This window comes from Cupriavidus sp. LA-1, assembly GCF_055385985.1.
In genome coordinates this window covers 1,588,963-1,601,333 of the sequence record NZ_AP031388.1, presented here as the reverse complement: position 1 = coordinate 1,601,333, position 12,371 = coordinate 1,588,963, and the positions used below count along the sequence as shown (strand labels likewise).

The following is a 12,371-nucleotide window of genomic DNA, read 5'->3' as shown; positions in this document are numbered from 1 at the left end:
CGCAGTGCGCGCGCCGCCTGTATTGATATTAGTAGGAGTCGCGCCGGCGTGCATCAAGCACGCGTGCCGGCTATGTGTCGTTGCAAACGGGCGTCATTTCAGGCCACGCCGGCGCCACATCGCTCACGCCCGAAAGGTGATGGCGGATCAACGGCCGGCCGGCGCGCGCGCCACCGGCCTTCCCCCAAACGGGTAGCCGGGATCGTTATAGCCGTGGGTCGACGCATGGCCCGGCGACACCAGCGCATCGATCATCGACTCTTCCTCGGGCGTGATCGCGACGCCGAGCGCGCCGAAGTAATCCTCGAACTGCGCCAGCGTGCGCGGCCCCGCGATGACCGAGGAGATGATCGGATTGGCCAGCACCCAGGCGGTGGCGAACTGGCCCGGCGTCAGCCCGCGCGCATCGGCATGGGCCTTGAGCTGCTGGGCGATGACCAGCGATTCCTCGCGGAACTCGGTTTCCATGATGCGCCGGTCGGCACGGCCCGCGCGCGTACCCTCGCCCGGCGCCTGCCCCGGCGCATACTTGCCGGTGAGCACCCCGCGCGCCACCGGGCTGTAGGGCACCACGCCCAGCCCATAGTGCTCGCACGCGGGCAGGATCTCCACTTCCGGCATCCGGTTCAGCAGGTTGTAGTACGGCTGGCACGCCACCGGGCGGGGCACCCCAAGCTCGCCGCACAGCCGTGCGATTTCGGCGATGCGCCAGCCGCGGAAGTTCGACACCGCCCAGTAGCGGATCTTGCCGCTGCGCACCAGGTCGCCCATCGCCCGCACCGGCTCTTCCAGGTTCTCGCCCGGATAGTCGCGGTGCAGGTAGAGGATGTCGATGTAGTCGGTCGCCAGCCGGTGCAGGCTGTCCTCGACGGCGCGCGTGATCCACACCCGCGAGTAGTGCCCGTGGTTGGGCGCGGGCTGCATGGCGTTGCCCAGCTTGGTGGCCAGCACCCACTCGTGGCGCCCGGCGGTCAGCAGGCGCCCGACCATCCGCTCGGACTCGCCCTTGGTGTACACGTCGGCGGTGTCGATGAAGTTCACGCCGTGGTCGCGCGCGCTGGCAACGATGCGGGCCGCCTCGGCCTCATCGGTCTGGTCGGCGAACATCATGGTGCCCAGGCACAGCGCCGAGACGCGCAGGTTGCTGGCGCCGAGGCGGCGGTAGGGCATGGAGAGTGCTGACATGGTGGTTCCCCTGGGTGGCGTAACCCACATTCTGCCGGGACTTGGCCCGGCTTGCTGCCGGCGTGGCGTCAGCCGTGCGGGTTGTGCGAGGAAGAACCCGGGCGCTGACGGGCGTGAGCGCGCTTGCGGTACTCCTCGCGCCCCAGGTACGCCGCGGCGGCCGCCACCATCAGGGCCAGGCCGTACCAGGTCAGCGCGTAGCTGAGGTGGTTATTGGTAAAGACCGTCACGGTCAGCCCGCCCACCGGCCAGGCCTTCGGGTCGGCACCGGCCGGGGGCGGCACCGCCTCGGCATCGATAAAATACGGCGCGACGTGGTCCAGGCCGCGGCGCGCGGCAATCGCCGGCACATCGCGCGAGAACCACTGGTCATGGGCTGCGTCATTGTGGCGCAGGAAGCCGGTGCCCGGTTCGCTCATGCGCAGCAGGCCGACCACCTCGCCGGCGGCGCCCCCCGCAGGCGCCACCCGCCCGCGGAACGGCTCGGCCACGAAGCCGCGGTTGACCAGCACGGTACTGCCGTCGGCCATGCGCAGCGGCGTCACCACCCAGTAGCCGCCGCCCAGCTCGGTCACAGCCTGGACCAGGGTCTGCTTGTCGTCGAGGAAGGTACCGCTGGCGCGGATCCGGCGGTACTCGCCGGTGGCCTTGCTCAGCGCCGGCCATGCGGCGGGCGCGGGCGCCGCCACCGGCGGCGCATGGATGCGTTCTGCCACCTGGGCAATCAGGCCGAGCTTCCAGGCGCGCCGCTCGATCTGCCAGTTGCCCAGGGCAACCAGGCCGGCAATGGCCGCCGCGGCAAAGATCGCCAGTATCGCCAGCCATGCTGGCGATAGCGGTCGGGCGGATTCGGGGCGGGAGGGTTCGGGGCGCGGGGTTTTGACCGGCGCGGGGCGGTCTTGATTGGAACCGGTCAAGGCAAGTTCTTCGTGGTCTGCATGCCCGGCATCATATTGGAATTCAGGTGGAACATCACCCAGAGCGTGCCGGTCAGCGCAATCACCACCAGCACCAGCGTGAACATCAGCGCCAGCATGTTCCAGCCGCCTTCGGACTTGGCGTTCAGGTGCAGGAAGTAGATCATGTGCACCACGATCTGCACGGCGCCGAACGCCAGCAGCACCATCGCGGTAGTACTGGACTTGTCGAACACCTTGCCCATCACCAGCCAGAACGGGATCGCGGTCAGGATCACCGACAGCACAAAGCCGGTCACGTAACCGCTCAGCGAGATATGGATCTCGCTCTCGCCGTGGCCATGGCCGTGCCCGTGGGCATCCAGCGTGTCGTCATGCGCGCTCATGGCAGCACTCCCATCAGGTAGACGAAAGTAAAGACGCCGATCCAGACCACGTCCAGGAAGTGCCAGAACATGGACAGGCACATCAGACGGCGCTTGTTTTCCGGGATCAGGCCGTGGCGGCGCACCTGTGTCATCAGCGTGATGAGCCATACGATGCCAAAGGTCACATGCAGGCCGTGGGTGCTGACCAGCGCGAAGAACGACGTCAGGAAGCCGCTGCGCTGCGGCCCGGCGCCCTCGCCCACCAGGTGCACGAACTCGTAGATCTCCACGCTGAGAAACGCTGCCCCCAGCACCCCGGTGACCGCCAGCCAGCCCTGCGTCGCCCCGATCCGGCCGCGCTGCACCTCCAGCATGGCAAAGCCATAGGTGATCGACGACAGCAGCAGGAACGAGGTGTTCAGCGCCACCAGCGGCAGCTCGAACAGTTCGGCGCCGGAAGGGCCGCCCGCGTAGTTGCGGCCCAGCACGCCGTAGGCGGCAAACAGGCAGGCAAAGATGAGGCAGTCGCTCATCAGATACAGCCAGAAGCCGAGCAGCGTGCCGTTGGGCACGTGGTATTCCTCGGCCATGTAGAAGTGCATCTCAGCGGGCTGCAGCTGTTCGCGCGGCGGCAGGGCGTCCTGCGCGCGCGCGCCGCCGCCGGCGGGGAAGGGCGCGACGGTATCAGCCATGGCTCGCCAGCAGCGCGGTGCGCTCTGCCTCCGTATGGTTGACCGTATCGGCCGGGATATAGAAATCGCGCTTGTAGTTGAAGGTATGGCCGATAGCGGTGAGGATCGTCGCCGCGAAGGCCAGCACCACCAGCCACCAGATATGCCAGATCAGCGCGAACCCGCACAGCGTGCTGAGGCCGGCCAGGATGATGCCCGCGCCGGTGTTCTTCGGCATATGGATCGGGATAAAGCCCTGCGCGGGGCGCTGGTAGTGATGCATCTTCATCTGCCACCAGGCGTCGCTGTCGTGCACCACCGGCGTAAAGGCAAAGTTATAGGACGGCGGCGGCGACGACGTCGACCATTCCAGCGTGCGGCCGTTCCAGGGGTCGCCGGTGACATCGCGCAGGGATTCGCGGCGCATGAAGCTCACCACCAGCTGGATCAGGAAGCACCCGATGCCCAGCGCGATCAGCAGCGCGCCCAGGCCCGCCAGCTGGAACCAGATCTGCAGCGAGTGGTCCTCGAAATGGCTCATGCGCCGGGTCACGCCCAACAGCCCGAGCACATAGAGCGGCATGAACGCCAGGTAGAAGCCGACCAGCCAGAACCAGAACGAGCACTTGCCCCAGAACGGATCCAGCCTGTAGCCGAAGGCCTTGGGGAACCAGTAGGAGATGCCGGCCATCAGGCCGAACAGCACGCCGCCGATGATCACATTATGAAAATGCGCCACCAGGAACAGGCTGCCGTGCAGCGAGAAATCCGCCGGCGGTACCGCCAGCAGTACGCCGGTCATCCCGCCGATCACGAAGGTGACCATGAAGCCCACCGTCCACAGCATCGGCACCTCGAAGCGGATGCGCCCGTGGTACATGGTGAAGAGCCAGTTGAACAGCTTCGCCCCGGTCGGGATCGAAATGATCATGGTGGTGATGCCGAAGAACGAATTGACGCTGGCCCCCGAGCCCATGGTGAAGAAGTGGTGCAGCCAGACCAGGTACGACAGCACCGTGATCACCACCGTGGCGTACACCATCGAGGCATAGCCGAACAGTCGCTTGCTGCAGAAGGTGGCCACCACCTCGGAGAACACGCCGAACACCGGCAGGACCAGGATATACACCTCGGGGTGGCCCCAGATCCAGATCAGGTTCACATACATCATGGCGCTGCCGCCCAGGTCGCTGGTGAAGAAGTTCATCCCCAGGTAGCGGTCGACCGCCAGCATCGCCAGCGCAGCCGTCAGCACCGGAAAGGCGGCAATGATCAGCACGTTGGTGCACAGCGCGGTCCAGGTGAAGATCGGCATGCGCATCAGGTTCATGCCGGGCGCGCGCATCTTGACAATGGTCACCAGCAGGTTGATCCCGGACAACACGGTTCCGATGCCCGCCACCTGCAACGACCACAGGTAGTAGTCCACCCCCACATCCGGACTCTGCAGGATGCCGGACAAGGGCGGATACGCCAGCCACCCGGTGCGCGCGAACTCGCCCACGAAGAGCGACATCATCACCAGAATGGCCCCGCCCGTGGTCATCCAGAAGCTGAAGTTGTTCAGGAACGGAAACGCGACGTCGCGCGCGCCGATCTGCAGCGGCACCACGAAGTTCATCAGGCCGGTGACCAGCGGCATGGCCACGAAGAAGATCATGATCACGCCGTGCGCCGTGAAGATCTGGTCATAGTGGTGCGGCGGCAGGTAGCCCAGGTTGTCGCCGAAGGCAATGGCCTGCTGGATGCGCATCATGACGGCATCGGCAAACCCGCGCAGCAGCATCACGATGCCCAGGATCACGTACATGATGCCGATCTTCTTGTGGTCGATGCTGGTGAACCACTCGCGCCAGAGATAACCCCAGGCCCCGAAGTACGTCACCGCCCCGACCAGCGCCAGACCGCCGATCACCACGGCGATGAAGGTAGCCAGCAGGATGGGCTCGTGTAGCGGAATCGCCTCCCAGGTCAGGCGGCCGAAGAGCTGCGTGGCGAGTTCGGATCGCTCCGGCATGTGGATCTCCAGACAACAACGGCGTTTTACAAGGTCATCCTCTGGTGGCTGCCGGCCGGCTACCGCAGCAGCCTTTCGGCGCCCGCCACGGTGACGTCGACCGGCTCGCCAGGCGTGTTGCTGGCCGTGCACACGGCCCCCGTCAGGCCCCGGGCACGGCGCGAATCGAGGGCCATCAGGTCCTTCTGGCAGACCTGCCCCGCCTGCACGCAGCGGTTCAGGATGGCATCGAACAGATCCGTGGCCACGCTGGCATAGTGCCGCACCGGCTCGCGTTCGCTGGGCTGTTCCAGTTGCGTGTAGGTGGCGCGCGACAGCGGTGTGCCTTCGGCCTTGACCTTCTGCACCCAGCGGCTGAATTCCTCATAGCTCAGGCCGTGGAACCGGAACCGCATGTGCGAAAAGCCTGCGCCGCTGTAGTTGGCCGAGAATCCCTCATAGACGCCGGGCTCGTTGATGACCGCATGCAGCCGGGTCTCCATGCCCGGCATGGCATAGACCTGTCCCGCAAGGGCGGGGATGAAGAAGGAATTCATCACGCTGGAGGCCGTGATCTTGAAGCGGATGGGCCGGTCGACGGGCGCGGCAAGCTCATTGACCGTGGCAATGCCTTGCTCCGGATAGAGGAAGAGCCACTTCCAGTCCAGCGCCACGACCTCGACGGTCAGCGGCTGAACATCCACCGGCAGCGAGCGGGTTTCGTCCAGCCGGCTCAGCGGCTGGTAGGGGTCCAGCTTGTGCGTGCTGACCCAGGTCACGGCACCCAGGGCAATGATGATGAGCAGCGGCGCGGACCAGATCAGCAGCTCGAGCACGGTGGAATGGTCCCAGTCCGGGTTGTAGGGCGCGTCCTGGTTGGAGGCCCGGTATCGCCACGCGAACAGCAGGGTCAGCACGATCACCGGAACGATGATCAGCAGCATCAGGCAGGTGGATATGATGATCAGATCACGTTGCCGGACGGCGAGGTCACCGGCTGGGGCAAGCAGCACGGCGTTGCAGCCGCTCAATGCCAGCATGACTGGCAGCAGCAACAACCAGCGGATCGGGCGGCGCAATGTCATTGTCGGACCGGGAGATCGCATAGCCTTGGAAGTCCGCATCATTTGTACGCCGGGGCATACGTGACTTAGACTGTTCTGAGCAACTATGGCAGTTTAGGCGCTCAGGTGCCATTCTTCATGGTGCAATTTGCAGTGCCATCCTCACAAAGGAAGGGAGGTATGCCGATGTCCAGCCTGACCCACCAGCACCGGGCGTCTCCTTCGGCACCTCCGGCGCCCGGCGCCGCACACGTCGCCCCGGCGGAAATCGCCACCGGCGTGGTGATCGGCCGCGCTTCGGAGTACTTCGATTTCTTCGTCTACGGCATCGCTTCGGTGCTGGTCTTCCCGACCGTCTACTTTCCATTTACGGGGCGGCTGGAAGGCATACTCTATGCGTTTGCGATTTTTGCGCTGGCGTTTATCGGACGGCCATTCGGCACCGCGCTGTTCATGCGGATCCAGCGCCGGTGGGGCCGCAGTATCAAGCTGACCGCGTCGCTGTTCCTGCTCGGCACCGCGACCGTGGGCATTGCCTTCCTGCCCGGCTATGCCACGCTCGGGCAAACCTCGATCATCCTGCTGGCGGTATTCCGGACGCTGCAGGGCATCGCCTTCGGTGGCTCATGGGATGGGCTGCCGTCGCTGCTGGCCCTCAATGCGCCACCGCAGCGCCGCGGCTGGTACGCGATGATGGGACAGCTCGGCGCGCCCACCGGCTTTATCGTGGCCGGCTCGCTGTTTCTGTTCCTGATCGCCAGCCTGGACGTCCATGAGTTTCTGGAGTGGGGCTGGCGCTATCCCTTCTACGTCGCCTTTGCGATCAACGTCGTGGCGCTGTTTGCGCGCCTGCGCCTGGTGGTGACGAACGAATACACGCAACTGCTGGACGAGGACGAGCTTGAGCCCATCAGCACCACGGAAATCGTGAAGAAGCAGGGGTACAACCTGCTGCTCGGCGCATTTGCCGCGCTGGCCAGCTATGCATTGTTCCACCTCGTGACCGTGTTTCCGTTGTCGTGGGTGGCGCTGCATGGCACGCAGCCGATCACGGATGTGCTGGCCATCCAGATCGTGGGCGCGGTGATCGGCATTGTCGGCACCATTGCCTCCGGCTGGATCGCGGACCGCATCGGACGGCGCACGATGCTTGGCCTGATGGCGATCCTGATCGGCATCTTCAGCCTGTTCGCGCCTGTGCTGATGGGCGGCGGCCCGGCGGGACAGGACCTCTTCATCCTGATCGGCTTCGGCCTGCTCGGCTTGTCGTACGGGCAGGCGGCGGGGGCCGTCACGGCGAACTTCGAACGGCGGTATCGCTACACCGGGGCGGCACTGACCACCGATATGGCCTGGCTGTTCGGCGCCGCGTTTGCGCCGCTGGTTGCGCTTGGCCTGTCCGTGGAGTTCGGGCTGATTGCGGTCAGCGGCTATCTGCTTTCGGGGGTTGCCTGCACCTTGCTTGCCTTGCGGATCAACCGCGCACTGGGCACGCAAGACTGATTACCCGCCTGCCGGCTTTCGGAAGCGGCGCGATCCGTTCGCCCGGGAATCGGTGGGCGTGGCCGCGCTATGATTGCGGCCTTGGGAACTTCTGACTACTGCCGGCACTCTCCCCCTGGCTTGCACCGCCGCCGCTGCCCGGCGCGGCCGGCCATGCGGGTGTTCCGTCCCCGCCCCCTGCAATTGCTACAAATCGGAACCCTCGAGGCTTGTCAACTACCCCGGCCTCAAGGCCGGAGCTTGAAAGGCAACTGACAAGCTCGGGTTGACCAGGCAAAGCGGTAACCAACCCGCTACGTTGCGAACAGGTGCAAGACCGACGTTGGGATGCTTCCTTAGTCCCAACCTCTCGAAGCCCCGGTTGCAGACAAGCGACCGGGTAAGCACGAAACGGATCGGGGCAGATCGCCGGTTCGTAACATTGCCGAAGGGAGACCTCCCGCAGGGGAGGCGTAACCAGGCCCGTAAGGGCAACCATATTGGGGAGATTGCCATGGCAGTCTTTGTGTTGGACAAGCACGGCAAGCCGCTGATGCCGTGCAGTGAGAAGCGGGCCCGCTTGCTGCTTGAGCGGGGCCGCGCTCGTGTCCATCGCCTGATGCCGTTCGCAATCCGCCTGACGGATCGACGTCAGGCGCAAAGCGCTCTGCAGCCGCTACGCCTCAAGCTGGATCCTGGCAGCAAGGAGACCGGCGTGGCCATCGTCCGCGAAGCCACCTCGGATGCGGCAGGCGAACCTGATGCTTTTGTGCTTTCGCTGGCTGAGATCATCCACCGCGGTCGGCAGATCAGCGAAGCACTGACGTCGCGCCGGTCAATGCGGCGCGCCCGGCGCGGGCGCAAGACCCGTTATCGCGCAGCCCGGTTCAACAACCGGCGCAAGCCGACAGGCTGGCTGGCACCCAGCCTGCGCCACCGCGTTGACACCACCGTCGCGTGGGTGCGTCGCTTCATCAAGCTCGCGCCCATCACCGCCCTGAGCATGGAACTGGTGCGCTTCGACATGCAGGCAATGGAGAATCCTGAGATATCCGGCGTCGAGTACCAACAGGGCACCCTCCAAGGCTACGAGGTGAAGGAGTACCTGCTGGCGAAGTTCGGGCGCAGCTGCTCCTACTGCGATGCGACGGATCGCCCTTTGGAAGCCGAGCACATCGTCGCTAAGGCGAACGGGGGCTCCGATCGCGTTTCCAATCTGACGCTCGCTTGCCGGCCTTGCAACCAGAAAAAGGGCAAGCTTGCGTTGGAGGCATTCCTGCGCCGGGACCCGGCACGTGCCAAACACATCCTGGCCCGTGCCAAGGCGCCGCTGCGCGATGCCGCCGCCGTGAATGCCACCCGCCTCGCACTGTTGGACGCCCTCAGAGCCTTCAGGCTGTCCGTCGAGACCGGGTCAGGCGCACAGACAAAGTACAACCGGCTTCGGCTCGAGATGCCAAAGTCGCACGCCCTGGACGCTGCCTGCGTCGGCAACGTGCACGCTGTCTCGGACTGGCAACGCCCCGTGCTGCGCATCAAGTGCGCGGGCCGCGGGAGCTATCAACGGACCCGACTTACCGCTCACGGCTTCCCGCGGGGCTATCTCATGCGCAACAAGTGCGCATTCGGCTTTCAGACCGGCGACATGGTCAAGGCCGTGGTGCCTTCCGGGAAGAACGCTGGCACCCATGTTGGCCGGGTCGCCATCCGTGCAACCGGTTCTTTTAACATCCAAACCGCTACAGGTGCCGTGCAGGGCATTTCCTACAAGCACTGCAGAGTGATCCAGCGCGGCGATGGATTTGCTTATTCAACCGTAGCGCCCACAACAAAGGAGAGCGAGTTCAGGGGCGACGCTTCGCGTCGCGCGCTATCCCTCCCCGGCCTGAAGGCCGAGGTTTCTCGCGCAAACGGATGAAAACGGAAACCACGGATGTCGTCATCATTGGCGCTGGGCCCGCAGGCTCGGTCGCCGCCGGCTTGCTGCGCAAGCATGGGATTCCGGTGCTTGTGATCGAGAAAGAGACCTTCCCGCGCTTTTCCATCGGCGAGAGCCTGCTGCCGCAGAGCATGGCCTATATCGAAGAGGCAGGCATGCTGCGCGCGGTGGTGGAAGCCGGCTTTCAGTACAAGAACGGCGCCGCCTTCTCGCGCGGCGACCAGCAGACCGCATTCGACTTCCGCGAGAAGTTCTCGCCTGGCTGGGGCACGACCTACCAGGTGCAGCGCGCGCGCTTTGACGATGTGCTGATCCGCGAGGCCGCGCGCCAGGGTGCCGAGGTGCGCTTCTCGCACCTGGTCGAGGACGTCGACGTCAGCGGCGCGCAGCCGCAGGTAAGCGTGCGCGCGCCTGACGGCAGCCGGTACACCGTGCGCGCGAAGTTCCTGCTCGATGCCTCCGGCTTTGGCCGCATCCTGCCGCGCCTGCTGCAGCTGGAATCGCCATCGGGCTTCCCGGTGCGCAGCGCGCTCTTCACCCACGTGGAAGACCGCGTCGCGACCGGCGCCTTCGACCGCAACAAGATCCTGATCAGCGTGCATCCGCAGCACCCGGACGTCTGGTACTGGACCATTCCGTTCTCCGACGGCCGCTGCTCGCAGGGCGTGGTGGCCGAGAAGGCGTTCCTGGACCGCTACACCGGCACCGAGACCGAACGGCTGCAGGCACTGGTCGCCGAAGAGCCGGGCCTGGCCAGGCTGCTCGCCAATGCCCGGTGGGATACCCCCGCGCGCCAGATCGCGGGCTACTCGGCCAATGTCAGGTCGCTGTGGGGCAACGGCTATGCGCTGCTGGGCAATGCCGGCGAGTTCCTCGATCCGGTGTTCTCGTCCGGGGTGACCATCGCCTTCAAGTCCGCGAGCCTGGCGGCGCAATGCCTGGTACGCCAGCTGGCCGGCGCGACCGTGGACTGGGAGCAGGACTTCGCGCGGCCGCTCAAGGCCGGCGTGGACTGTTTCCGTGTCTTTGTCGAAGCCTGGTACGAAGGCCGCTTCCAGAGGCTGATCTTCCATCCCAACGCCACGCCGGAGATCCGCGGCATGATCTCGTCGATCCTGGCCGGCTACGCATGGGACCGCAACAACCCCTTCGTGGCCGAGCCGCGCCGCCGGCTGGCGGTGCTGGAAGAGTTCTGCCGCATATGACCTGTCCCCTGCGCGCGCATTCCGTATCCGCGCCCGCGCTGGCGCGGGCTTTTCTGCAAGGACACCAGGTATGACCAATCCGACCGTGCTGGTCACGGGATCCTCCCGCGGCATCGGGCGCGCCATTGCCCTGCGGCTGGCCCGCGACGGCTACGACGTGGTGGTGCATTGCCGCTCGCGCCGCGACGAGGCCGACGCCGTCGCCGACGCGGTGCGCGCCTGCGGCCGCGAATCCCGCGTGCTGTGCTTCGACGTGGCCCGGCGCGAGGAGGCGAGTGCCGCATTGCTGGCCGACATCGGCGCGCATGGCTGCTACTACGGCGTGGTATGCAACGCCGGCCTGGCGCGCGATGCCGCCTTCCCGGCCATGAGCGGCGCCGAATGGGACGAGGTCGTGCACACCAACCTCGACGCCTTCTACAACGTGCTCAACCCGGTGGTGATGCCGATGGTGCAGCGGCGCCAGCCCGGGCGCATCGTCACGCTGTCGTCGGTCTCGGGCCTGGTGGGCAACCGCGGCCAGACCAACTACAGCGCGGCCAAGGCCGGCATCATCGGCGCCACCAAGGCGCTGGCGATCGAGCTGGCCAAGCGCGCCATCACCGTCAACTGCGTGGCGCCCGGCCTGATCGACACCGACATGGTCGAGCCGCATGTTCGCGACGAGGCGCTGCGCATGATCCCGGCGCGCCGGATGGGCACGCCCGACGAAGTGGCCGCCACCGTGGCCTTCCTGTTGTCGCCCGACGCCGGCTACATCACCCGCCAGGTGATCTCGGTCAACGGGGGGATGTTCGGGTAAGTCGCGTCGTCGCCAGCGAACCGGCGCAAGCCCCGGCAGCCGCGCAATCTCGCACGCTACCTTGCATGCGCCACAGTCGTGCCGGTCAGTCCCGGTCCGGCGCACCCGGCGGGAACAGCGGGCGATAGGGCCGTGCCTCGTCCACCGCGCGCGCAAACGACGGCCGCGCCAGCAGCCGGTTGCGATAGGCGCGCACCTTGCCGCACGCATCCGGGATCGGCTGCACCCAGTCCGCATAGAACAGCGACGGCGCAGCGGCGCAGTCGGCCAGCGTAAAGGCGCCGCCCGCGGCCCATTCCCGGCCCGCCAGCGTTGACTCCAGCCAGGCATAGGCCGAATCGAGCAGCTTGCGCGCCTCGGCCACGCCAAAGGCATCGCGGTGCTCCGCCGGGCGCAGGTAGTCGGCCACGATACGCTGCATCGGCGTCATCACGTACAGGTCGAAGAAGCGGTCGAGCAGGCGCACCTGCAGCGCGGCCTCGGGCGACTCGGGCAGCCAGCGCACGGGCCCGCGGTGATGCTGATCCAGGTATTCGACGATGATGCTGGACTCGAACACCGGGCGGCCGTCGTCGACCAGCACCGGCATGCGCCTGAGCGGCCACCGCCTGGCAAGTTCGTCCATGTTCTGCGCGTGTTCGGGCGACAGCATGCGGAACTCAAAGGGGATGGCGTTCTCGTACAAGGCAACGAGGACCTTCTGGCAGTATGACGAAAACGGGTGGGCGTATAGCTCCATCGT

The 12,371-nt window shown here is 66.0% G+C and carries 11 protein-coding genes; 4 read left to right on the top strand and 7 right to left on the bottom strand.

Features of this window, described 5'->3' with window-relative positions; genetic code table 11:
• Nucleotides 1–147 precede the first annotated feature (147 nt).
• From ACZ5MJ_RS26475 to cyoA, 6 genes are all read right to left on the bottom strand, one after another.
• A complete protein-coding gene (locus tag ACZ5MJ_RS26475; protein ID WP_464223881.1) occupies nt 148–1,185 on the bottom strand; it encodes an aldo/keto reductase in 1,038 nt (345 codons plus the stop codon).
• 68 nt (nt 1,186–1,253) lie between these two features.
• Nucleotides 1,254–2,102 (bottom strand): SURF1 family protein, encoded by an 849-nt coding sequence (locus ACZ5MJ_RS26470; RefSeq protein WP_464223880.1) that lies wholly within the window; start codon nt 2,100–2,102, stop codon nt 1,254–1,256.
• Nucleotides 2,099–2,488: a cytochrome o ubiquinol oxidase subunit IV gene (gene cyoD, locus ACZ5MJ_RS26465; RefSeq protein ID WP_464223879.1), complete on the bottom strand. Its 390-nt coding sequence runs from the start codon at nt 2,486–2,488 to the stop codon at nt 2,099–2,101. The genes ACZ5MJ_RS26470 and cyoD overlap by 4 nt, the downstream gene beginning before the upstream one ends.
• Complete coding sequence (gene cyoC, locus ACZ5MJ_RS26460; protein ID WP_464223878.1) at nt 2,485–3,162, bottom strand: cytochrome o ubiquinol oxidase subunit III; 678 nt, start codon at nt 3,160–3,162, stop codon at nt 2,485–2,487. Before cyoC ends, cyoD begins: the two co-directional genes overlap by 4 nt.
• Complete coding sequence (gene cyoB, locus ACZ5MJ_RS26455; protein ID WP_464223877.1) at nt 3,155–5,158, bottom strand: cytochrome o ubiquinol oxidase subunit I; 2,004 nt, start codon at nt 5,156–5,158, stop codon at nt 3,155–3,157. The genes cyoC and cyoB overlap by 8 nt, the downstream gene beginning before the upstream one ends.
• A gap of 59 nt (nt 5,159–5,217) precedes the next feature.
• Nucleotides 5,218–6,222 carry a ubiquinol oxidase subunit II gene (gene cyoA, locus ACZ5MJ_RS26450; RefSeq protein WP_464223876.1) on the bottom strand — a complete coding sequence of 335 codons (1,005 nt, stop codon included), beginning with the start codon at nt 6,220–6,222 and terminating at the stop codon, nt 5,218–5,220.
• A gap of 165 nt (nt 6,223–6,387) precedes the next feature.
• Between cyoA and ACZ5MJ_RS26445 the strand changes: the two genes are divergently transcribed.
• The 4 genes from ACZ5MJ_RS26445 to fabG all read left to right on the top strand — a co-directional run bounded on the left by ACZ5MJ_RS26445 (nt 6,388) and on the right by fabG (nt 11,629).
• A complete protein-coding gene (locus ACZ5MJ_RS26445; RefSeq protein ID WP_464226616.1) occupies nt 6,388–7,704 on the top strand; it encodes an MFS transporter in 1,317 nt (438 codons plus the stop codon).
• Between the two features lie 493 nt (nt 7,705–8,197).
• Entirely contained in the window at nt 8,198–9,601 is a 1,404-nt protein-coding gene (gene iscB / locus ACZ5MJ_RS26440) for an RNA-guided endonuclease IscB (RefSeq protein WP_464223874.1), read from the top strand.
• Nucleotides 9,598–10,827 carry an NAD(P)/FAD-dependent oxidoreductase gene (locus ACZ5MJ_RS26435; protein WP_464223873.1) on the top strand — a complete coding sequence of 410 codons (1,230 nt, stop codon included), beginning with the start codon at nt 9,598–9,600 and terminating at the stop codon, nt 10,825–10,827. The genes iscB and ACZ5MJ_RS26435 overlap by 4 nt, the downstream gene beginning before the upstream one ends.
• Nucleotides 10,828–10,897: 70 nt before the next feature.
• The gene (gene fabG / locus ACZ5MJ_RS26430; RefSeq protein WP_464223872.1) at nt 10,898–11,629 is read left to right on the top strand and encodes a 3-oxoacyl-ACP reductase FabG; all 732 of its coding nucleotides are present in this window, start codon (nt 10,898–10,900) and stop codon (nt 11,627–11,629) included.
• A gap of 85 nt (nt 11,630–11,714) precedes the next feature.
• Here fabG and ACZ5MJ_RS26425 read toward each other — a convergent pair whose 3' ends face one another.
• The gene (locus tag ACZ5MJ_RS26425; protein WP_464223871.1) at nt 11,715–12,368 is read right to left on the bottom strand and encodes a glutathione S-transferase family protein; all 654 of its coding nucleotides are present in this window, start codon (nt 12,366–12,368) and stop codon (nt 11,715–11,717) included.
• Nucleotides 12,369–12,371: the final 3 nt, after the last annotated feature.